17 protein-coding genes and 2 pseudogenes are annotated in these 20,937 nt (G+C 68.8%); 18 read left to right on the top strand and 1 reads right to left on the bottom strand.

What is annotated here, in order from left to right:
- Positions 1-79: 79 nt before the first annotated feature.
- The 10 genes and pseudogenes from ACN28I_RS45160 to ACN28I_RS45115 all read left to right on the top strand — a co-directional run bounded on the left by ACN28I_RS45160 (position 80) and on the right by ACN28I_RS45115 (position 8,955).
- Positions 80-979, top strand: a complete 900-nt coding sequence (locus ACN28I_RS45160) for a LysR substrate-binding domain-containing protein (RefSeq protein WP_420948054.1) — start codon at positions 80-82, stop codon at positions 977-979.
- Positions 980-1,096: 117 nt separating this feature from the next.
- Entirely contained in the window at positions 1,097-2,023 is a 927-nt protein-coding gene (locus tag ACN28I_RS45155; protein WP_420948053.1) for a pirin family protein, read from the top strand.
- A 200-nt stretch (positions 2,024-2,223) separates the two neighbouring features.
- Complete coding sequence (locus tag ACN28I_RS45150) at positions 2,224-3,084, top strand: MbnP family copper-binding protein (protein WP_420948052.1); 861 nt, start codon at positions 2,224-2,226, stop codon at positions 3,082-3,084.
- A 19-nt stretch (positions 3,085-3,103) separates the two neighbouring features.
- Positions 3,104-3,622, top strand: a complete 519-nt coding sequence (locus ACN28I_RS45145) for a hypothetical protein (protein ID WP_420948051.1) — start codon at positions 3,104-3,106, stop codon at positions 3,620-3,622.
- 13 nt (positions 3,623-3,635) lie between these two features.
- Positions 3,636-4,778: an MbnH family di-heme enzyme gene (locus tag ACN28I_RS45140; RefSeq protein ID WP_420948050.1), complete on the top strand. Its 1,143-nt coding sequence runs from the start codon at positions 3,636-3,638 to the stop codon at positions 4,776-4,778.
- A 44-nt stretch (positions 4,779-4,822) separates the two neighbouring features.
- Positions 4,823-5,410 carry a GNAT family N-acetyltransferase gene (locus ACN28I_RS45135; protein WP_420948049.1) on the top strand — a complete coding sequence of 196 codons (588 nt, stop codon included), beginning with the start codon at positions 4,823-4,825 and terminating at the stop codon, positions 5,408-5,410.
- Positions 5,411-5,456: 46 nt separating this feature from the next.
- Positions 5,457-6,041, top strand: a complete 585-nt coding sequence (locus tag ACN28I_RS45130) for a DUF2911 domain-containing protein (RefSeq protein ID WP_420948048.1) — start codon at positions 5,457-5,459, stop codon at positions 6,039-6,041.
- A 128-nt stretch (positions 6,042-6,169) separates the two neighbouring features.
- Positions 6,170-7,297, top strand: a pseudogene (locus ACN28I_RS45125) (M16 family metallopeptidase); the annotation flags it as partial.
- 916 nt (positions 7,298-8,213) lie between these two features.
- Positions 8,214-8,612 (top strand): annotated as a pseudogene (locus ACN28I_RS45120) (insulinase family protein); the annotation flags it as partial.
- Between the two features lie 136 nt (positions 8,613-8,748).
- A complete protein-coding gene (locus ACN28I_RS45115) occupies positions 8,749-8,955 on the top strand; it encodes a hypothetical protein (protein WP_420948047.1) in 207 nt (68 codons plus the stop codon).
- 1 nt (position 8,956) lies between these two features.
- Here the strand turns inward: ACN28I_RS45115 and ACN28I_RS45110 are convergent, their stop codons facing one another.
- Positions 8,957-10,915: a pyridoxal phosphate-dependent decarboxylase family protein gene (locus ACN28I_RS45110; RefSeq protein ID WP_420948046.1), complete on the bottom strand. Its 1,959-nt coding sequence runs from the start codon at positions 10,913-10,915 to the stop codon at positions 8,957-8,959.
- Between the two features lie 307 nt (positions 10,916-11,222).
- On the opposite strand from ACN28I_RS45110, the gene ACN28I_RS45105 reads away from it, so the two are divergent.
- The 8 genes from ACN28I_RS45105 (at position 11,223) to ACN28I_RS45070 (ending at position 20,924) form a co-directional block, all read left to right on the top strand.
- Positions 11,223-13,304 (top strand): catalase, encoded by a 2,082-nt coding sequence (locus tag ACN28I_RS45105; protein ID WP_420948839.1) that lies wholly within the window; start codon positions 11,223-11,225, stop codon positions 13,302-13,304.
- A gap of 366 nt (positions 13,305-13,670) precedes the next feature.
- Positions 13,671-13,817 (top strand): hypothetical protein, encoded by a 147-nt coding sequence (locus tag ACN28I_RS45100; RefSeq protein ID WP_420948045.1) that lies wholly within the window; start codon positions 13,671-13,673, stop codon positions 13,815-13,817.
- Between the two features lie 37 nt (positions 13,818-13,854).
- Complete coding sequence (gene nhaA, locus ACN28I_RS45095; protein WP_420948044.1) at positions 13,855-15,204, top strand: Na+/H+ antiporter NhaA; 1,350 nt, start codon at positions 13,855-13,857, stop codon at positions 15,202-15,204.
- 224 nt (positions 15,205-15,428) lie between these two features.
- Positions 15,429-16,739, top strand: coding sequence for a sodium:proton antiporter (locus ACN28I_RS45090; RefSeq protein WP_420948043.1), 1,311 nt, complete (start codon positions 15,429-15,431; stop codon positions 16,737-16,739).
- A 1-nt stretch (position 16,740) separates the two neighbouring features.
- Positions 16,741-17,706 carry a universal stress protein gene (locus tag ACN28I_RS45085; RefSeq protein WP_420948042.1) on the top strand — a complete coding sequence of 322 codons (966 nt, stop codon included), beginning with the start codon at positions 16,741-16,743 and terminating at the stop codon, positions 17,704-17,706.
- 125 nt (positions 17,707-17,831) lie between these two features.
- The gene (locus ACN28I_RS45080) at positions 17,832-18,416 is read left to right on the top strand and encodes a DUF1801 domain-containing protein (RefSeq protein ID WP_420948041.1); all 585 of its coding nucleotides are present in this window, start codon (positions 17,832-17,834) and stop codon (positions 18,414-18,416) included.
- Between the two features lie 89 nt (positions 18,417-18,505).
- Positions 18,506-19,492 carry a ParB N-terminal domain-containing protein gene (locus ACN28I_RS45075; RefSeq protein ID WP_420948040.1) on the top strand — a complete coding sequence of 329 codons (987 nt, stop codon included), beginning with the start codon at positions 18,506-18,508 and terminating at the stop codon, positions 19,490-19,492.
- Between the two features lie 22 nt (positions 19,493-19,514).
- Positions 19,515-20,924 carry a sigma-54-dependent transcriptional regulator gene (locus ACN28I_RS45070; protein WP_420948039.1) on the top strand — a complete coding sequence of 470 codons (1,410 nt, stop codon included), beginning with the start codon at positions 19,515-19,517 and terminating at the stop codon, positions 20,922-20,924.
- Positions 20,925-20,937: the final 13 nt, after the last annotated feature.

Below are 20,937 nucleotides of genomic sequence, written 5' to 3'. Positions count from 1 at the left end.
TGGGCAGCGGCCTTGATTAGATGGGGCGGGCTGGAAGAACTGTTCCACCCATGGAACAAACGCAGGACCGGGACACGGCATGGACCTGAACGAGCTCCTCGTCTTCGCGAAGGTGGTGCAGGCCGGCAGCTTCACGGCGGCGGCGCGCGGGCTGCGGATGCCCAAGTCCACCGTGAGCCGGAAGGTGTCCGAGCTTGAGGAGCGAGTGGGCGCGCAGTTGCTGCAGCGCACGACGCGCAAGCTGCGGCTCACGGACGTGGGGCAGGCCTACTACGAGCACTGCGCCCGCATCGTGGCCGAGGCGGAGCAGGCCGAGCTGGCCGTCACGCGCATGCAGGCCGCGCCGCACGGACTGCTCCGCGTGACGGCCCCGCTCACCTTCAGCTTCCTGGGGCCGATCGTCGCGGAGTTCCTCAAGCGCTACCCCGAGGTACAGCTCGAGCTGGTGTGCACGGACCGCTCGGTAGACCTGGTGGAGGAAGGATTCGACGTGGCGGTGCGTGCGGGACGGCTGGCGGACTCCTCGCTCATCGCCCGAAAGCTCGGAGACATCGCGCGCGTCGTCGTGGCGTCCCCCGACTACCTCGAGGAGCGGGGAGTGCCCAGGAGCCCCAAGGACCTCGAGCGGCACGACTGCCTCGTCTTTGGCGCGGGGATGGAGGGGAACGTCTGGACCCTGCACTCCGGAAGCAGGTCGGTCCAGGTCTCGGTCCGTGCGCGCATCGCCGTGAACGAGCCCGACATGCTGCGCGCGGTGGCGCTGGGGGGCGCCGGAGTCACGCTCCTTCCCACCCTCCTCAACGCCGCGGACCTCACGACTGGACGCCTGCGCCGCATCCTGCCGGACTGGAGCTCGCCCGGCGCGCCGGTGCACGCGGTCTACCCGGGCAGCCGGCACCACTCGCCCAAGGTGATGGCCTTCCTGGACTTCCTGCGGGAGCGCTGGCCTGAGCATTCCTCGGGGACGCCGGCTCCGTAGCGCGCTCTGTTCCACCGTTGGAACGGTGTTTCCCATCATGGGCGGCTAACGCGGAACAGTTCCCGGCCACATGATTCCCACCACCTATCGGCATCGAGTCCACGGAAGGAGCAACACATGAGCTGGGATGAAGCGAGCGAGACGAGGCAGCACCCCGAGCTGGAGACGCTGATCGTCACCCGCACGCGGGATCTCGGCGATGGGTTCGAGGTGCGGCGGGCGCTGCCCTCGGCGCGGCGGCGGATGGTGGGGCCGTTCATCTTCCTCGACCAGATGGGACCCGCGGTGTTCCGCCCGGGTCATGGGTTGGACGTGCGGCCGCACCCGCACATCGGCCTGGCCACGGTCACCTATCTCTTCCAGGGGGAGATCCTCCACCGGGACAGTCTCGGGGTGGTGCAGCCCATCCGGCCTGGCGAGGTGAACTGGATGACGGCGGGACGAGGCATCGTCCACTCCGAGCGCACGGGCCCCGAGACACGGGCAGCGGGCGGGCAGCTCTTCGGCCTCCAGGCGTGGGTGGCGCTCCCGAAGCAGTACGAGGAGATCGCGCCCGCCTTCGTCCACCACGCCGCCGACACGATGCCCTTCCTCGAGGGAGAGGGCGTGCGGATGCACCTCATCGCGGGAGCGCTCTACGGCAAGCGCTCACCCGTGAAGACGTTCTCGGACATGTTCTACGCGGACCTGGCGCTGGAAGGAGGCGCGGGTCTGGTGCTCCCAGCCGAGCACGAGGAGCGCGCGCTCTACCTCGCCGAGGGCACGGTGGAGCTCGACGGTACGGAGTTCAGAGCGGGCGAACTGCTCGTGTTCCGTCCGGGAAGCGAAATCTCGGTGCGGGCCTCCTCGTCGGCGCGAATGGCCTTCCTCGGAGGCGAGCCGATGGACGGTCCGCGCTACATCTTCTGGAACTTCGTCTCGAGCTCGAAGGAGCGGCTGGAGGAGGCGAAGGCGGACTGGAAGGCGGGCCGCTTCGCGAAGGTTCCGCAGGAGACGGAGTTCATCCCGCTGCCCGAGGAGCCCGAGCCCGTGCGCTACCCGTGAGACGGGTGGGTGACTCCCTCGTCTGACGAACGACGAGGTAGGGATTGCCCGCGACCTGTCTCTCGGGCTTTGAGAAGGTGAACAAACTCCGCGAGCCCACCTCGATGCGACACAATGCCGCACGAGCGAGCGGATCCGCCCCTGCTATGGCTGGCGTCACCTGCTCCGCTGGCCGCGCCCAGCGCATTCCGAGGTGGAAGATGATGCTCCTGAAGAGGCCACTCCCGGCGCTGCTCCTGCTGTCCGTGCTCCCCGCCCTCCAGGCGTGTGGAGGAGACGGCTCCTCCGAGAAGAAGTTCTCCGTGCGATTCAGCCCCCAGGTGGGCACTCAGTCCGTGCGCTGCGACGCCAGCTACCCCAACATCGGCAAGACGGGCACCACCATCGAGCTGCTCGACTTCAAGATGTACGTGCGGGACGTCACGCTCGTGCGCGCCAACGGCGAGAAGCACCCGCTGAAGCTGGACCAGGACGGCAAGTGGCAGCGGGATGCCATCGCGCTGCTCGACTTCGAGGACGGCACCGGCACCTGCGACACCGGCAGCCCCGAGACCCGCCTGGAGGTGGTGGGCCGGGCACCGGACTTCAATGACTACACCGGCCTCGAGTTCAAGGTGGGCATCCCCGAGGAGCAGAACCACCTGGATGGCGCCACCGCTCCGGCTCCGCTCAACGCGTCGGGGATGTGGTGGAGCTGGAAGGGCGGTTACAAGTTCCTGAAACTGGAAGTGCACACCACGAGGAACGCCACCTGGTTCTTCCACCTGGGCGCCTCCAACTGCACCGGCAGCACGGCGGAGGGCTACTCCTGCGCCGCCACCAACCAGTCGACGGTGGCCCTGAGTGGCTTCAACCCCGAGGACAACCAGGTCGTGCTCGACCTGGAGGCCCTCTATGCCGGCTCCGACCTCGACTACACCGTGGACTACAAGACGGACACCATCGCCGGCTGCATGTCGAGCCTCTCCGATCCCGAGTGCGCCGCCCTCTTCTCCCAGGTGGGACTGACGGCGGAGGGCTCGCCCCAGGCCGTGCCCGCCTCGTTCATCCGCGTCCGCTGAGCCACGACGAGGCACGCCCATGCACTCCAGCATCCCCACTCCCGTCCTCGCCCGGGCCCTGTCCCTTGTGTCGCTGATGGCACTGACGCCCGCCTGCGACCCCGGGGACGAGCCTCCACCCACGCCGCCCGCCCCCGTGGAGCGGCCGGCCTCCCTGGATGTCCCGATGAAGAGCCAGCGGGGCGGCACCAGCCACCGGGCGGGAGAGAACTGCATGACGTGCCACGGGCCCAACGGCCTGGGACCGGGCCGCTTCACCGTGGCGGGCACGGCCGTCACGAGCGAACGCCGGCCCAACCCCGACACCACCCTCGTGCTGTCCACGGAGCGCAATGGCGGGGGCACCGTCGTGCTCACGCTCGAAGCCGACGCCAACGGCAACTTCTACACCACCGAGCCGGTGCCGCTGCCGGACACGCTCCTCTACCCGAAGGTGATGAACACCACCTCCGGGGGCTATAACTTCATGCCCTTCTCCACGGCCTCGGGTGCCTGCAACGTGTGCCACGTGGGCCGCATGCCCGTGTACCTCGAGTAAAGGAGTCCTCAGGATGAGCCCACGAGCCCTGTTGTCATGGAGCACCGCGGTGCTGTCGGCGCTGCTCCTCACCGCGTGCGGCGAGGAGGAGAAGCAGAAGCCCTATGCGTGGCGGCTCCCGCCGGGCTTCCCCGAGCCCTTCGTGCCCGCGGACAACCCCATGTCCGAGGAGAAGGTGGAGCTGGGGCGCTTCCTCTTCTACGACGAGCGCCTGTCCGGCAACGGCACCATGTCCTGCGCGAGCTGCCACGAGCAGCAGCGGGCCTTCAGTGACGCCAAGGTGACGCCCAGCGGCTCCACGGGGCACGCCGTCCCACGCAACTCGCCCGGGCTGGCCAACGTGGCCTACCTCTCCACGTACACCTGGGCCAACCCCGTGCTCGACACGTTGGAAAAGCAGGCACTGGTGCCGCTCTTCGCCGAGACGCCGCTGGAGCTGGGCATGGGCACGCGTCTGGAGGAGGTGCTGCAACGGTTCCGCGAGGACGCGCACTACCCCACCCTCTTCCGCGAGGCCTTCCCGGACGACAAGGAGCCCATCCACCAGGACAACGTCGTGAAGGCGCTCGCGTCCTTCCAGCGCACGATGCTCTCGGGCAACTCGCCCTACGATCGCTATCTCCAGGGAGAGGCCACCGCCCTGTCACCGGCCGCCAAGCGGGGCATGGAGCTGTTCTTCGGCGAGCGCGCCGAGTGCTACCACTGCCACAGCGGGCCGCACCAGACGAACTCCTTCCGCTCCAAGGACACGAAGCTGTCCGAACGGGACTTCCAGAACACGGGCCTCTACAACGTGGACGGCCTGGGCGCCTACCCGGTGAACAACACGGGCCTCTTCGAGTTCACCAACAACCCGAAGGACATGGGGCGCTTCCGGGTGCCGCCCTTGCGCAACGTGACCCTGACGGCGCCCTACATGCACGACGGCAGCCTGGCCACCCTGGAGGAGGTGCTGGATTTCTACACGGGCGGGGGACGCGACGTGACGAGCGGCCCCTACGTGGGAGATGGCCGCGCGAGCCCGTTGAAGAACCCGCTGGTGCGGCCTTTCGAGCTGAGCGCCCAGGAGCGCGCCGACCTCATCGCCTTCCTGGAGAGCCTCACGGACCTGGACTTCGTGAACGATCCTAGGCTGAGCAACCCCTTCGACGGGTAGCGAGCGCGAAGGAAGGTCGAAGCAGACCGCAAGCAACCGTGCCCATGACTCCGCCGACTCCGCCAACTCCACTTCGGACCAGCCTCGTCACGCGCCGTGAGGAACTGGAGCAGATCCTCCAGTTGCAGGCCGCCAACCTGCGCGGCCACGTCTCACCGGAGCAAGCCGCGCGTGAGGGCTTCCTCACCGTGGCCCACACGCTGGACGTGCTGGAGCGGATGCACGCGCTCGCCCCGAGCGTCATCGCGAAGGAGGGCGAGCGGCTCGCGGGCTATGCGCTGGTGATGCCGGTGGAGGCGCGCGCCTTCGTCCCCCTCCTGGAGCCCATGTTCCAGCTCCTGGAGACCCTGAGCTGGCGCGGACGTCCCCTCCGCGAGTACCGCTCTTACGTCATGGGCCAGATTTGCGTGGCCGGGCCGTACCGGGGCCGGGGCGTATTCGACGCGCTCTACCGCGAGCACCGCGCGAGCTACGGGGCGCGCTTCGACTGCACGGTGACGGAGGTGGCCACACGCAACACGCGCTCGATGAGGGCCCACGCCCGCGCCGGCTTCGAGACCATCGAGACGTACCGGGATGCCACGGACGAGTGGGCCGTCGTCGTGCTGGGCCTGAGCGACGGCACACGGTAGTGTCCCGCGCTGCTTTCCATCCCGCATCACCCCGAGGACTCCACCCATGACGAACCGCCGACTCACCTCCCACCTGAGCATCACGGCCCTGTCCGCGCTCCTCTTCCTCGCCGCGACGCCCGCGCTGGCGCAGAAGAGCATCCCGCCCGCGAAGGCTCCCGTCAGCCCGCTGCAGATGGCGGCGAAGAAGCTGGATGACACCACGTACGTGAAGGTGACGTACCACTCGCCCCGCATCCAGGATCCGAAGACGGGCCAGAAGCGCGCCATCTTCGGCAAGCTGGTGCCCTATGGCGAGGTGTGGCGCCTGGGCGCGAACGCCGCCACGGAGCTGACCACCACGGGCGACCTCGAGCTCGCGGGCCAGAAGCTCCCGGCGGGCACCTACGCGCTCTTCGCCATTCCCCAGGCGGACAAGTGGACCCTCATCGTCAACAAGGACGTCGGCCAGTGGGGCGCCTACAAGTACAACAAGGAGAATGACGTCCTGCGCGTGGACGTGCCGGCGAAGAAGAGCGCGGACACCCACGAGGCCCTCACGATTGCCTTCGATGAGAAGGGCACCGCGCTGAACATCTCGTGGGAGAACGCGCAGGTCTCCGTCCCCGTGAGCCCGGCGAAGAAGGGCTGAGCAGCACCCTCCCCCGCGCGCTCGCCGCGCGGGGGGCCCGGCCGGGATGTTCAGCTCCGAGCAATGACTGTCAGGACGCCTGGCGGACGGATTCCACCGCCGCTGAGCGCTCTCCTACAGTCGTACGCATGGTGCGTCTCCCGTCCATCCGATGTGTCTGGGTGCTCGCGTTGCTCTGTCTTTCCGCCTGCACCGGTCTCCGGGCCGCACGGGAGCCGTACTTCGGAAAGCTGAAGCCCGAGCAGCGTGACCTCAACCTGGATCACGGCATCGTGCTGATGCGCGCGCAGAACGGGCTGAGGATCGCCCTGATGCAGGACACGCGCACGAACCTCGTCGGCGTCGACGTCCGCTACCTCGTCGGAGCCGCCGAGGATCCACCGGGGCGCGCCGGGATGGCCCACCTCGTCGAGCACCTCTTGTTCACCGTGAGAGCCGAGGCCGGTGGCCCGACGATCGCGGACGAGCTCTCCGACGCCGCGCTCTACCACAACGCGTGGACCAATTCCGACGAGACGCACTATACGGCGAAGGCGCTCGCCGACCAGCTCCCGAAGCTCCTCGCGCTCGAGGCGCGCCGGATGCAGGTCACGTGCGACCGGATTGACGAGGCGATGTTCGAGCGTGAGCGCGACATCGTGCTCGCGGAGGACGCGGAACGCCACGCGCACCACGAGCCCCTGCGTGATGAGCTCGTGGCGACGTTGTGGGGCAAGAAGCACCCCTACGCGCGCCGGGTGAGCTCGCCGGAGATCGCTCAGGCGACACGCGAGGAGGTGTGCGCCTTCATCGCCGCGCACTACGCGCCCAACCGCGCCATCCTCGCCGTCACCGGCAACTTCCAGACGAAACAGGCGATCACCGCGGTGCGCGCGGCGTTCAGCGGGATCACACACAGCTCGACCGTCGCGCGCACTCCGCTCGAATCGGCGTCCCTCCTGGGCGAAACGTCGAGGCACACCGCCGACGTCGACGAGGCCACCGCGTTCATCTTCTTCAGCGCACCGCCGTGGGGGGCGGGCGAGTCGACGCAACACGCCATCGTCACGGCGATGCTCGGCACCGAGCTGCGCGCCCTCGAGGAAAGCGAGGAGTGGATCACCAACACCCATGTCGCGCAGTTCGGAGGGTTGCGCGCGCCGCTGCTGACCGCGGTCGTCTCGGTATCGGATCCGTCGCGGCTCCAGGAGGCGGTCGACAAGGTGTTCACCGCCGCGTCGAAGCTCGTCAACGAGCGCAAGCACATGATCGAGTACGCCCGGGCCCAGCTCCGCACGAGGCTCGTCAGCACCTACGACGCGTTTGACGGGGCCGGCTCCTGGATCGCCGACTTCCCCCAGTACACCGGCCACAATGGGTTCTTCGTCGAGGAGCTCGCGGCGGTCGATCGCACGACGATCGTCGACGTCGCCATGTACGCGAGTACGACGCTCAACCGCGCGCGCAGCCACGTCGCGCTGGTCCGCCCCAGCGGGAAGCAGGCACTCACCACCCGCGCCGAGGTCCCGACGCGCCGCCGCGAGCACGACCTCCAGCCCTGGCGGACACCGGTGGCTGCCTCCGAGGCGAGCCGCCCGCTCGACCCGCGCGCGTCGCGTGTCGCCAGCACGGTGGAGGAGCTGGTGCTGCGCAACGGGCTGCGCGTGCTGCTCGCGCCCGATCCCACCAGCCCGCTCGTCGACGCGCGGCTGGTCTTCCCCTACGGCTCGGCGGCGAATCCCGTTGATCGGCCGGGGCTCGCGGAGCTGACCGGACTGCTGCTCGCGAACGACACCCAACGCCTCTACCGGCGTGCCCACGCCGAACGGATGATCTTCGCGAGCCAGCTCGGTACGCAGCTCGACGTCGATGTCGGGGAGCGGGCGACGGTGTTCACGGCGCGTGGCACCAAGACGTACGCCGACTGGCACCTCTGGCGCCTGTTCTGGCTGCTCGATGCCGGCATCTTCCCGGATGACCACATCGCCATGCTCCGCGGAATCGCCCGCGAGTCCCACGATGACGACAGCGACGACGCGGCTGCGCGCGGCTCCGAGGCGCTCCGGGTCCGCCTTTTTGGCGCCGGTCACCCGTACGCTCAACATGGCCTGGGTGCCGCGGACATCCTGAAGATCTCGGTCGCCGAGCTTCGAGGCCTTCCGCGAGAGCCACTACCGCGCCAACGGTGCGACGCTGATCCTCTCGGGCGGCTTCGACCCCGCCGAGATGAGGGAGACGATCGAGGATTTCTTTGGCAGGTGGGACGGCGAAGCGCCGCCCCCGCCCCCGCTGATGCCGCCGGGCCGGCCGGCGAAGGGGCCCAGTTGGGTCGCCGTCGTCGACGAGGACGCGGTCCAGGTGGGCGTCACGATCGGGTTCACCACGGCCTCGGATCCCATCCGCGATGTCGCCGCGCGCCAGGTGCTCCGCACGATGCTCGAGGATCGCGTGCGCGTCGTCCGCGAGGGGCTCGGCGCCAGCTACGGCGTCTCGGTCGACTACCTCGGCGGCATTGGCGGCGGCGCGCTGCTCGTCACCGGCGACCTCGAGGCCGATCGCTCCGGCAAGGCGCTGGTCGCGCTCATCGGCGAACTGGAGGCCGTCCGAACGCGGGCCAGCGCGCTCCCCGAGGACTTCGCGCGGGCCCGGCGTCGCGCGCTCGGCCGGGCGCTCGCCGACTCCGCTGGAGCCACCGTCCTCGCCGACGAGCTTCGAGACGGTCTCGGTGATGTCGCTGCCGCTGTCCTTCTTCGACGCGCAGGTCGCGGCGATCGCGGCGACGACTCCCGAGGCGGTCGCGGCGGCGGCCTCGGCCGATCTCGCCCAGGAGCGGATGGTCGTCGTCATCCGGGGCCCGCGCACCGCGGTCAAAGCCACGCTCGCGGCGGCCGGCCAGAAGGCGGAGATCATCGAGCAGGGTGTCGCGGCGAGGTAGCTCAGCGCCGGGTGGCCTCCAGCTCCGTGCGCATCACCTCGCCCAGCGTGCGGACGAAGCCGCGGATGTAGTCCACCTTGCCGCGGCGCGAGGCCAGGAAGGGGTCCATCACCGTGCAGCGCAACACGGCCACCCCTCCGGCCCGGTCGTAGTCCTTGGGGGTGAAGCCGAGCCCCTCCACCGTGGGCAGCGCCGCCCGCCCGTACTCATGGGCCCGCAGCACCGTCTTCGTGACGTAGTAGTCCGGACGCTTCAGGCTGTCCGGGCCGACGCTCAGCGCCCGGTAGATGCGGTCCATGAAGTCATTGGTCCGCTCCAGCGTCTCCAGCGAGGGGTGTCCCACCGCGAAGCAGACGATGTTCAGGTCCGAGGGAGGCAGCGGCACCACCTTGAAGGGCGCCCACTCCCCGCTGGCGATGCGCCGGTGCAGTGCCATGCTCCCCTTGGCCGTCTCGCCCACCAGCCGCCCGTATCCGCTGGCGTCGAGCGGCAGCACCTTGTGGCTCATCCACACGCCCGCCGCCGCGGCACCGGGCTTGGAGCCCTCGAAGATGGAGCGGCCCAGGTAGGCGCTCTCGTCCCCTCCCGCGTGGAAGAGGTACGGCGCCTCCACCGCCACCAGGTCTCGCACCCGCTTGTCCCGGAAGGAGATGCTGCCCGCCGGGTACGGCATGTAGCCCAGCTTGTGCGGATCGATCGTCACCGAGTCCGTCCGCTCCAGCGCGCACAGGGCCCGGTACACGCCCTCGGAGGGCCAGGACTCCGGCGCGTAGTCCGCGAGCGTCTCCTCATAGGTGCGGCGCTCCCCCCCGGGCCCCCGGGTGATGGAGGCCGCGTAGCCTCCCCAGGCCGCGTCCGCGTGCAGGTGGAAGGCCAGTCCCAGCGTCCGTCCCAGCCGCTCCCGCAGGTCCGCGAGCAGATCCAACCGGTCCACCGCGCTCTCCTCGGTGGAGCCCATCACCGCCACGCAGGCGATGACCGGCTGCTGGCGCACCGCCAGCGTGCGCAGCGTGTCCTCGAGCGCCGCGGGGGACATGCGGAAGTTCGTGTCCACCGGCACGTGGATGAGCTGCCGCGCGCCGATGCCCAGGGCCCGGCACGTCTTCTCCCACGAGTAGTGCGCCGTGGACGGCACCAGCACCACGCCGGGAGGCAGCGCGTCCTTGAACTCGGAGGCCAGCCGCAGGCCGAACTCCTGGTAGCCCAGCCCCGCCAGCGAGTGGCGCGTCACCCACTCCATCGCCAGGCGGGCGTCGCCCAGGCGGGCGCGGAAACGGTCCAGCGCATCCAGTGCGGACTCGGGCGTCACATTGAGGAGCTGCCACAGGCTCAGCTCGCGCAGGGTGGTCTCCCGGCCATCCGGCAGCCGGACCTCCAGCCCCTTCACGCCGGCCTCCTCCGCGGCGTGCCGCAGCGCCACCGGGAGGTACTTCACATTGCGCGCGACCCACAGGGCCTCGAAGTTGGCCACCGTGCCGCCCGAGGTCAGGTGCCCCCACTGCCGCTCCGGTGCGTAGCCCACCATCCGCGCGAGCTGCCCGGCCACCTCGAGCTCCAACCGTGTGGTGACGGGCGAGGCCTCCGCCGACACGTTGTTGGGGTTGTAGAGCATCGTGGCGAAGTAGCCGATGAGGCTCGCCATGGTGAGGTCCGAGCACATGTGCCCGATGTAGCGGGGGCTGAAGGAGGGCACGCCTCCCTTGAGCTGGCCCAGCAGCCCCATCAGCTCCTGCGACAGTACGGAGAGGGAGGCCTCGTAGCCCGGCGAGCGCTTCTCCCCTTCTTGAATCAAGAAGCCGTCCTCGGGGTGGAGGTTGCGGCGCCAGAAGACGTGGTCGCGGAAGGCCTCGAGCAACAGGCGTTCGAAGGTGTCGGCGTTCTCCCCCTTGGGGCCCAGGAAGATGGAGCCGAGGTCGAGAGAGGCGCTGGGGGCGGTGTCCGGGCGGAGGTGGGTGCTCATGAGGAGATGAGGAGGAGGTCCGTGGTGTGGCTCCGGCCTCTGCAAGCGATGCGCCCCAGGCCGGCCCCAGGGAGCACGTGGCAAAAGCTGCGCGCCGGAGGGGGGTGAGGCGCAAATGCTGCGCACCTGACCGTCGGGCCAACAGGTCCGGGGGGTGCTCCGTTCTCCAATGGGCAACGCCAGGACAAGCGCCAGGTGAAGCGCTCGTTTCCCCGGGACCCGGTGCTTACCCCACAGGGCCCCAGGAGGAATGGTTTTGGACAAGAAGAAGCCAGAGACGGTGAGCATCAACGAGCGCAGCAAGGACATGGAGCTGGAGAAGAACCGCTCGGATCCCGCGGGCCAGCGGATGACGACGGGCCAGGGCGTGCCCGTCGAGGACACGGACAACTCCCTGCGCGTGGGCGCTCGAGGCCCCACGCTGCTCGAGGACTTCCACCTCCGCGAGAAGATCATGCGCTTCGACCACGAGCGCATCCCGGAGCGCGTGGTGCACGCGCGGGGCTCGGCGGCGCACGGCTACTTCCAGGTGTACGAATCCCTGGCCGAGTACACCAAGGCCCAGGTCTTCCAGGATCCCTCCAAGAAGACGCCCGTCTTCGTGCGCTTCTCCACCGTGGCGGGCTCGCGCGGTTCAGCGGACACGGTGCGTGACGTGCGCGGCTTCGCCGTGAAGTTCTACACGGAGGAGGGCAACTGGGACCTGGTGGGCAACAACATCCCCGTCTTCTTCATCCAGGACGGCATCAAGTTCCCGGACGTCGTTCACGCGGCCAAGCCCGAGCCGCACCACGAGATGCCCCAGGCCGCCACCGCGCATGACTCCTTCTGGGACTTCGTGTCACTCGTGCCGGAGTCGGCGCACATGATCATGTGGATCATGTCCGACCGGGCGATTCCCCGCAGCTACCGCATGATGGAGGGCTTCGGGGTCCACACCTTCCGCCTGGTGAACGCGAAGGGCGTGTCGCGCTTCGTGAAGTTCCACTGGAAGCCGCTGCTCGGCGTGCATTCGCTCGTGTGGGACGAGAGCCAGAAGCTCGCGGGCAAGGACCCGGACTTCCACCGCAGGGATCTCTGGGAGTCCATCGAGAAGGGCCACTTCCCCGAGTACGAGCTCGGCCTGCAGATCATCGAGGAGAAGGACGCGGACAAGCTGGGCATCGATCTGCTGGATTCGACGAAGATCATCCCCGAGGAGCTCGTTCCCGTACGCCGCGTGGGCAAGCTGGTGCTCAACCGCAATCCGACGAACTTCTTCGCGGAGACGGAGCAGGTGGCGTTCTGCACCTCGCACGTCGTGCCGGGTATCGACTTCACGGACGATCCGCTCCTGCAGGCGCGCAACTTCTCGTACCAGGACACGCAGCTCACGCGGCTGGGCGGGCCGAACTTCACAGAGATCCCCATCAACCGCCCCGTCGCGCCGGTGCACAACTTCCACCAGGACGGCTTCCACCGGCAGACCATCGACGTGGGCCGGGCCAACTACTTCCCCAACTCGCTGGGGGGCGGCTGCCCGTTCATGGCCGCCGCGGAGCAGGGCGGCTACCGGCACTTCCCGGAGAAGGTGACGGGCGAGAAGGTGCGCAAGCGCGCCGAGAGCTTCCAGGACCACTTCAGCCAGGCGGGCCTGTTCTTCCGCAGCATGTCCAAGCCCGAGCGCGAGCACATCATCATGGCGCTCCAGTTCGAGCTGGGGAAGGTCGAGCGCGAGGAGGTGCGCAAGCGCGTCGTCGAGCAGATCCTCGCGAAGATCGACGCGGAGCTCGCCACGGAGGTGGCCCAGGGGCTGGGGTTGAGCGTGCCCACGATGACCGCGGTGAAGGGCAAGCTCGAGAAGGTGGTCGACACCCTGGGTCTGCCCATGGTGGACAAGTCACCCGCGCTGAGCATGGAGAACCAGAAGAAGGACTCCATCAAGACGCGGCGCATCGGCGTGCTGGTGGGGGACGGCTTCGACGCCGCGGATCTCCAGTCCACGAAGGCGGCCATCGAGCAGGCGGGCGGTGAGCTGGTGCTCATCTCCCGGCGCCTGGGCACGGTGAAGGGCTCGGACGGGCAGTCGGTGAAGGTCGACAAGAGCGCGCTCACCACGGGCTCGTTCGAGTACGACGCCGTCTTCGTGCCCGGAGGCGCCCCGAGCGTGGCCGTGCTCAAGAAGGATGGGGACTCGGTGCACTTCATCCAGGAGGCCTACCGGCACTGCAAGGCCATCGGGGTGACGAAGGACGCCGCCGAGCTGCTGGAGGCGGGAGGCATCTCCACCCCGGCCCTGGGCGTCGTCGTGGGCGAGGCGGGCAGCCAGGACTTCCCCGCGAAGTTCATCGCGGCCATCGCACAGCACCGGCACTGGGCCCGTCACGACAAGGATCTCATCTCGGGCTGAGCGCGGGTCCCTGAAGAGGACGGGCGGCCAGGGAAGGTGTCAAAGCTTTCGAACGGCACCTCTGGGCTCGGTGCGCCTCCACGCCCCCTTGGCCGCCCGGCCGCGTCATCTCCTCTCCAGCTGTCATGGACACGGGAAGTCGTTTGTGGTCAAAATAGATGCCTGACACCCTGCGGCCTGTCGGCATCCCCTCTGGAGAGCCGACGTCCGTCACTGTGCACAGGCGGCGCGGCTGCCTCGAGGACGGGCGATGATGAATGGCCGAGAGAACCATGCGTCCCAGGCGGTGCCTGCGCGGCCTCTCTCCATTCACGACGCACTGTCGGAGCGGGACCTGCACCCGCTCCGAGCAGACCCTGACACGCGTTGGCACGGGCGGCCCGCTCCCCGGTGTACGGGCTCGCGGCGAAGCTGCGCTGCGAAGTGCTGGAGGGACTGCGCGGGTTGACGCTCTTCGCGCACGTGGGATTGGCGCGGCTGATGGTCGCGCGATTCCCTCCTCTTCATTTGTAAACCTCTTCCATCCGCACGTCCGTCAACCTGTACAGCCATGCGTAAGTCCACCGCTGCTCTTCCTCCGATCTTCACCGCCGTTGTCGACCCGTTGCTTGCCTTCCTCCGCATGGAAGCGACGAGCGGCATCCTGCTGTTCGTGGCCGCTGTTGCCGCACTCGGCTGGGCCAACTCCCCGTGGGCCGACACCTACACGGCGCTTCTCGCAAGAGAGTTCGTCGTGGGGTTCGGCGGGGCGCAGGTCCACTTCACGCTCGCGCAGTTCGTCAACGATGGCCTCATGTCCATCTTCTTCTTCGTCGTGGGGATGGAGATAAAGCGGGAGCTTGTCGTGGGAGAGCTGAACAGCCCCGCCAAGGCGCTGCTGCCCGCCGCCGCGGCGGCCGGAGGGATGGTCATCCCGGCGGGCATCTATCTGCTCTTCTGCGCGGGCACCGAGGGCGCCAAGGGATGGGCCATTCCCATGGCCACGGACATCGCCTTCTGTATCGGGTGCCTCACGCTGCTCAAGGGACGTGTTCCGCGGCCCCTCATCGTCTTTGTCACGGCGCTGGCCATCTTCGATGACATGGGCGGCATCCTCGTCATCGCCCTCTTCTACGGACATGGCCTGCAGCCTCTCTGGCTGCTGGCCGCCGGTGGGTTGCTCGTCTTGCTGGCTCTGCTCAACCGGCTCCACCTGCGCAGTGGCCTGGTGTACGCCGTGGCCGGTGCGCTCCTCTGGTACTTCATCCACCATGCGGGCATTCACGCCACCATCGCGGGCGTCCTGCTCGGGTTGATGATTCCGGCTCGAGGGCTGCGTCCCGTGCGCGAGGTGCTCGAGGCCCTGAAGGTCCACTCCGAGGGGTTGGTGAGGCGCACGCCCGAGGAGAGCATCGCCAATGAAGAGCTCTTGCGGATCGAGGAGCAGATTGAAGACCTGGAGCCGCCGCTCAACCGCTTCGTTCACGCGCTCCACCCGTGGGTGGCGTTCGGAATCATGCCCGTCTTCGCGCTCACCAACGCGGGGCTTTCACTTTCGGGGATGAGCCTGGACAGCCTCACCCATCCCGTCCTGCTCGGCTCCGCCTTGGGCCTCTTCGTCGGCAAGCAGCTGGGAGTCTTCCTCTTCACCTTGGTCGCGCTCAGGGCGGGCCTGTCCTCCATGCCCGGCAACGCCTCCTTCTCCCAGCTCTATGGCGTCTCCGCGCTCACGGGCATTGGCTTTACCGTGGCCCTCTTCATCGCCAACCTCGCCTTCACGGCCGAACCCGCCCTGCTCGGCCAGGCGAAGATTGGCATCCTCCTGGGTTCCCTCGTCTCGGGCGTCGCGGGGTATGGCCTCCTGCGCGTGTTGAAGCCCCGGGTCGCGGCCACCAGTCCCGTGGCGGGCCTGCAGGCCTAGACGGCCATTGTTCCTCTTCGCGCCGCGGAGTCGCGGTCAGCGCCCCCGGACATCGGTGTCAGGGGTCCCCAGCCCGCCCGCTCCTTGAGGGGGAGGGGGACCCAGCCCCTGGATGAAGGGTCCCCCGCCTCTTGGGCTGGTAAGGGAAGCAGCAGCAGCACTGATACGAGCCGACCCGCGCCCTACCCTTGTTTGTCTGCAAAAGGCATCCGTAGGGGTCGGTAATGCGCAAGGTTTTCATCTATTCCGTCCTCCTCCTGGGAGGACTGGGGGCTTCCCAGGCGCTTCCAGCGCTCGGGCCAGGGGTCTACGAGCCGCTGACGCACGTCATCCGGCTGCTCACCATGGTGGGGCTGGCCTTCATCATGATTCACGTCGGGCAGGAGTTCGACCTGGATAAGTCGAACATGCGCCAGTACGGCTGGGACTACGTGGTGGCGGCCACCGCGGCCACCTTCCCCTGGATTTTCGTCACGCTCTACTTCGTCTTCGTGCTGGCGCCCCCGGAGTTCTGGGGACAGTTCGGCTTGTGGAAGGAAGCGCTGCTCCAGGGGCGGTTCGCCGCGCCGACGAGCGCCGGGGTGCTCTTCTCCATGCTGGCCGCGGCGGGTCTGGGGGCCACGTGGATGTTCCGCAAGGCCCGCGTCCTCGCCATCTTCGACGACCTCGACACCATCCTCCTCATGGTGCCGCTCACGATCCTCCTCGTCGGCTTCCGCTGGCAGCTCGGGGTGGTCATCGCCCTCATCCTCCTGCTCCTCTGGGCCGGGTGGAAGTACCTGCACCGCTGGCACATCCCGTATAGCTGGCCCTGGGTGCTCGGCTATTCGGTGCTGCTCGCGCTCGCCTCCGAGGCCATCTATCTCGGGACGGGGTACGCGGACCCCGCGGCGGCGGTCCACTTCGAGGTCCTCCTGCCGGCCTTCATCCTGGGCTGCATGATCGCCAAACCCGAGCACGGCCTGCACGAGCAGGACGGGTTGGAGGGCGAGCTCCCCGGGCCCGATGCGCGCAATGAGCAGCGCGTCGCCACCATCATCTCCGGCTGTTTCATGGTGCTCGTGGGGTTGTCGATGCCCGCCCTGGGCGCGGCAGGAGATGCACGGGAAGCCGAGGAGAGCATCAGCGCCGTCGCGGGTGGCAGTCCGGGCTGGGGCCTCATCGCCCTGCATGTCCTGGCGGTGACCCTCCTGTCCAACCTGGGAAAGATGTTCCCGGCGCTGTGCTATCGCCGGGAGGCGAGCGTGCGCGAGCGGCTTGCCCTCGCGATTGGCCTCTTTCCCCGAGGAGAGGTGGGCGCCGGAGTGCTCGTCGTGTCGCTGGGCTATGGCATCAGTGGCACGGCGACGACCGTGGCCCTGCTGTCCCTGGCGCTCAACCTGTTGCTCACCGGCCTCTTCATCCTGTGGGTGAGGCGGCTGCTGGCCGGCTCTCGCCCCGAGACCACGCCCGTGTCCAACCAGGCACCCCGTCCACCTCGGGACCGGGCCCCCCGGCCCCCCAGGAACATTCCCGCGCACGAAGGAGGGCACTGACATGATGACGCACGAGCCGCAGCCGAACACCCACCACCACTCGGGCCCCGGGCGGGAAGATCAGGTGGGCCTGAGCCGTGTCCTGGTGGCCACCGACTTCTCCCCCGAGTCCGCTTGCGCGCTGACACGGGCGCTTCAGCTTCCCCTCCGGCAAGGAGCGGAAATCCTGCTCGTCCACGCGCTGCCGCCCGCTGCGGCGGCGGGCCGGCCCGACGAGGAAGAAGCGCTCGCCCGGCATGCCCTCGAGGTCGCCGAGCAACACGCCCGGACGAAGCGCGCGCGAGCCGCGTTCAGGGTGCGAAGCCTGCTGGTGAAGGGCCTTCCCTCGGAGACGCTCAGCCAGGCGGCGCGGAACTTCGGTGCGGAACTGATCGTGATGGGGAGGCCTCGTCGCCCCGGCTCGCTCCTGGCACGGATAAGGGAGCGGATGACCGGAGGGCTCATCGAGAGCATCCCCACCGCGCTCCTCATCGTCGGGCCGCCCCCCATCTGTGAGTACCGGCGCCCCCTGGTCGCCGTGGACTTCACGCAAGCGTCCCGGCATGCCATGGAGGCAGTGTTCCGCATGTGCCCCGGCGCGAGCCGGGTGGCCGTGCTGCACGATTATGACACCTCCTACGAGTTCGTCCTCCACCAGTCCGCGGCGCCGCTGGCTCGCATCCTGGAGTACCAGCGCGAAGCCAGGGCACGGGCCCTCGCCGAGCTGCACCGGTTCCTGGAGCCCTACCGTGACTCCGGCGTGGACTTCGACGAGTTGGTCCTCTCCGGCGATGCTCCCGCCAGCATCGTGGAGCTCGCCCACGCGGAGAATGCGGACCTGGTGATCGTTGGACGGCACATGCGCGCGGGGCTCGGCCGGCTCGTGCGCCCGCACGTGGCGCAGCAGGTCACCCGGGAGAGCACCTGCGACGTGCTCATCCTGGAGCAGGAACCACCAGAGGCCCCTCCCTCCGAAGTAAACCCATGAGCCCGTCCGCCATGGGCCTTCGAGCGATGTTGACCGACGGGCCACGGCCCGCCAAGGTGACAATCACAGGAGGAGACCCTGATGAGACTCACGCTCATGACCCTCTACGTGGAGCAGCCATCCTCATGAAGGCGCCAGCGAGTCCCGTGCGCAAGTCAGGCAAGGCGAAGCCGAAGGCCAAGAGCGCGTCGCGCGCGAGCAAGCCACGCAAGCCGGCCACCCCATCCAAGTCCCCGCCGAAGGCAGGCGCGAAGGCCAGGCCAGGTGCGAGCAAGGGGCGAAAAGGAGAGAAGGCCGGCGTCGTCCTCCTCTCGGGCGGCAACCCGCAGATCGCGAAGGCGGACGGCGACGCCCCGGTGCAGGCGTACATCGCCGCGATGCCGGGCTGGAAGCGCGACCTCGGGAAGCGCCTCGACGCGCTCATCGTGCGGAACGTGCCCAACGTGCGCAAGGCCGTGAAGTGGAACTCGCCGTTGTACGGCATCGAGGGCCAGGGTTGGTTCCTGGGGCTCCACGTCTTCACCCACTACGTCAAGCTGGCCTTCTTCCGCGGCGCGTCGCTTCGGCCGGTCCCGCCCGGCCCCAGCAAGGACAAGGACACGCGCTACCTCGACATCCGCGAAGACGACGAGCTCGACGAGGCGCAGCTGGCGGCCTGGTTGAAGCAGGCGGCCGCGTTGCCCGGCTGGGATCCTGGCCAGCGGTCCTGAGGATCCAGCTTCGATCCGAGCCATCTTTCCCCCTGCCCCGCGCCGCGGCGATCGCCTAGGTTCCCCCTTCCGCGACAAGGGGGATGACCATGGCAGCGAAGTCACCGCGCAAGAAGGCAGCCACCACCACGACGCGCCGGCCCCGCCGCAAGAAGGCCGCGCCCGCCTCCAAGGGCCTCAGCGCCGCCGAGGTGGTGAGCGAGGCCGCCACGCCTCCCGTCGAGCTCGTGCAGGGCATCCAGGAGGACGGCGGCCAGGTGCTCAGCGTCTACCGCGATCCGCTCGGCGCGCACACCGTGGTGTTCGCCGCCCTGCCCATCGACAAGGTCGAGCCCACCCCCTACCAGCGCGACCTGTCCGAGCCCCACGTGAAGCGGCTGGCCGGGGCCATGGAGCGGTTGGATCGCTTCCTCGATCCCATCATCGCCATCCGCAAGGAGGGCCGGTACTGGACGCCCAACGGCAACCACCGGCTCCATGCCTCCAAGCTCCTGGGCGGCAAGTCCATCATGGCCCTGGTGCTGCCCGAGGAGGACGTGGCCTATCAGATCCTCGCCCTCAACACGGAGAAGGCCCACAACCTGAAGGAGCGCTCGCTCGAGGTCATCCGCATGCACCGGGGCCTCACCGGAGCCCGCGCCGGGCGCGAGTCCGAGTTCGCCCACCTCTTCGAGGAGCCCGCCTTCCTCACCCTGGGGGCGGCCTACGAGAAGCGGCCGCGCATCTCCGGGGGCGCCTACAACCCCTTCATCAAGCGCGCGGAGGCCTTCCTGGATCTGCCCATGGCCGAGGCCCTCCGGGTGCGCGAGGCCCGCGCCGACAAGCTGCTGGAGCTCGACGACGCCGTGGCCACCGTGGTGGACGCCCTCAAGGCCCGCGGCCTGCAGAGCCCCTATCTCAAGAATTTCGTCGTGGCCCGCATCAACTTCCTCCGCTTCAAGAAGGAGGGGCCCGTCGAGTTCGACCCCACCATCGCCCGGATGATCTCCAGCGCCCGGAAGTTCAACCTGGACAAGGTCAACCGCGAGGACATCGGCCGGATGAGTGGACCCCTCCTGGCCGAGGACTCGGAATGAGGATTGCAAGGCAGCCCGCCCCATGACGACATCCCCCGCCACTGTCCTGGTCGTCGATGACGACCGGGCCAACCTCGACTCGGTCTCGCGCATCTTCCAGCGCGAGGGCCTGGAGACCCTCTCCGCCAGCAACGGCACCGAGGCGCTGGACATGCTGCGCCGGCCCGAGGTGAGCGTCATGGTGACGGATCTGATGATGCCCGGCATGGACGGGCAGGAGCTGCTCAAGGCCTCGCGCACCATCCGCCCGGACGTGGAGGTGGTGCTGATGACGGCCTACGGCACGGTGGAGACGGCCGTGGCCGCCATGAAGGACGGCGCCTACGACTTCATCACCAAGCCCCTCAAGCGCCACTCGCTGGTGAAGTCCGTCCAGAAGGCCCTGGAGCGGCACGAGCTGGCCGCGGAGAACCGCGTCCTCAAGGCGAAGCTGGCGGAGATGGGGAACACCGGCGGGCGCTCCATGGTCGGCCAGTCCCCCGCCTTCCGGGCGATGATGGACACCATCCGCCAGGCCGCGCCCTCCACCGCCACCGTGCTGCTGCTCGGTGAGTCGGGCACCGGCAAGGAGCTGGCCGCCCGCGCCCTGCACGAGCAGTCCAACCGGGCCAAGGGCCCCTTCGTCGCCATCAACTGCGGCGCCCTCCCCGAGAGCATCCTCGAGGCGGAGCTCTTCGGCGTGGAGCGCGGCGCCTTCACCGGTGCCGTGGCCCGCCGCGAGGGCCGCTTCGAGCGCGCCAGCGGTGGCACCCTCTTCCTGGACGAGGTGGGGGAAATGCCCCTGTCCGCCCAGGTGAAGCTCCTGCGCGTCCTCCAGGAGGGCGAGCTCGAGCGCCTGGGTGGCACCCAGACGGTCAAGGTGGACGTCCGCATCGTCGCCGCCACCAACAAGGATCTGCAGCGCGAGGTGGCCGAGAACCGGTTCCGCGAGGACCTCTATTACCGCCTCAATGTGGTGGAGGTGCGCATCCCCGCGCTCGCCTCGCGCCGCGAGGACATTCCCCTGCTGGCTGACGCCTTCCTGCGCCGCTTCGCCTCCAAGAACGGCAAGGTGCTGCGCGGCTTCTCCCCCGAGGCCCTCAGCACCCTGGAGAACTACGCCTGGCCGGGCAACGTGCGCGAGCTGGAGCACGCCGTGGAGCGCGCCGTGGTGCTCGCCAAGACGGACATCCTGGAGGTGGGAGATCTGCCCGAGACGGTGCGCAAGGGCCCCCTGGGCTCGGCCGGACAACTCGTCATCCCCATCGGCACCCCCATGGAGGAGATCGAGCGCCGGGTGATCCACGAGACCCTGCGGCACACCAAGGGGGACAAGACGCTGGCCGCCCGCCTGCTGGGCATCGCGGCCCGCACCATCTACCGCAAGCTGGAGCGCGAGGCCTCCGAGACCCCCGGCGGCGGAGAGGGCCCCGGCTCGCCCCCGGCCGAGTGACAGCCCGTCAGGC

It is taken from the genome of Archangium gephyra, from assembly GCF_049060025.1.
Classification (GTDB): Bacteria; Myxococcota; Myxococcia; order Myxococcales; family Myxococcaceae; genus Archangium; species Archangium gephyra_A.
This window is presented reverse-complemented; position numbering and strand designations above follow the sequence as displayed.

Bases quoted from the DNA above. Each gene is read 5' to 3' on its own strand.
- ACN28I_RS45145 (WP_420948051.1), top strand. From the start codon at position 3,104: ATGCACTCCAGCATCCCCACTCCCGTCCTCGCCCGGGCCCTGTCCCTT.
- ACN28I_RS45140 (WP_420948050.1), top strand. From the start codon at position 3,636: ATGAGCCCACGAGCCCTGTTGTCATGGAGCACCGCGGTGCTGTCGGCG.
- ACN28I_RS45070 (WP_420948039.1), top strand. From the start codon at position 19,515: ATGACGACATCCCCCGCCACTGTCCTGGTCGTCGATGACGACCGGGCC.
- ACN28I_RS45075 (WP_420948040.1), top strand. From the start codon at position 18,506: ATGGCAGCGAAGTCACCGCGCAAGAAGGCAGCCACCACCACGACGCGC.
- nhaA (WP_420948044.1), top strand. From the start codon at position 13,855: ATGCGTAAGTCCACCGCTGCTCTTCCTCCGATCTTCACCGCCGTTGTC.
- ACN28I_RS45110 (WP_420948046.1), bottom strand. From the start codon at position 10,915: ATGAGCACCCACCTCCGCCCGGACACCGCCCCCAGCGCCTCTCTCGAC.
- ACN28I_RS45150 (WP_420948052.1), top strand. From the start codon at position 2,224: ATGATGCTCCTGAAGAGGCCACTCCCGGCGCTGCTCCTGCTGTCCGTG.
- ACN28I_RS45155 (WP_420948053.1), top strand. From the start codon at position 1,097: ATGAGCTGGGATGAAGCGAGCGAGACGAGGCAGCACCCCGAGCTGGAG.
- ACN28I_RS45130 (WP_420948048.1), top strand. From the start codon at position 5,457: ATGACGAACCGCCGACTCACCTCCCACCTGAGCATCACGGCCCTGTCC.
- ACN28I_RS45115 (WP_420948047.1), top strand. From the start codon at position 8,749: ATGTCGCTGCCGCTGTCCTTCTTCGACGCGCAGGTCGCGGCGATCGCG.
- ACN28I_RS45085 (WP_420948042.1), top strand. From the start codon at position 16,741: ATGATGACGCACGAGCCGCAGCCGAACACCCACCACCACTCGGGCCCC.
- ACN28I_RS45135 (WP_420948049.1), top strand. From the start codon at position 4,823: ATGACTCCGCCGACTCCGCCAACTCCACTTCGGACCAGCCTCGTCACG.
- ACN28I_RS45105 (WP_420948839.1), top strand. From the start codon at position 11,223: ATGGAGCTGGAGAAGAACCGCTCGGATCCCGCGGGCCAGCGGATGACG.
- ACN28I_RS45090 (WP_420948043.1), top strand. From the start codon at position 15,429: ATGCGCAAGGTTTTCATCTATTCCGTCCTCCTCCTGGGAGGACTGGGG.
- ACN28I_RS45160 (WP_420948054.1), top strand. From the start codon at position 80: ATGGACCTGAACGAGCTCCTCGTCTTCGCGAAGGTGGTGCAGGCCGGC.
- ACN28I_RS45080 (WP_420948041.1), top strand. From the start codon at position 17,832: ATGAAGGCGCCAGCGAGTCCCGTGCGCAAGTCAGGCAAGGCGAAGCCG.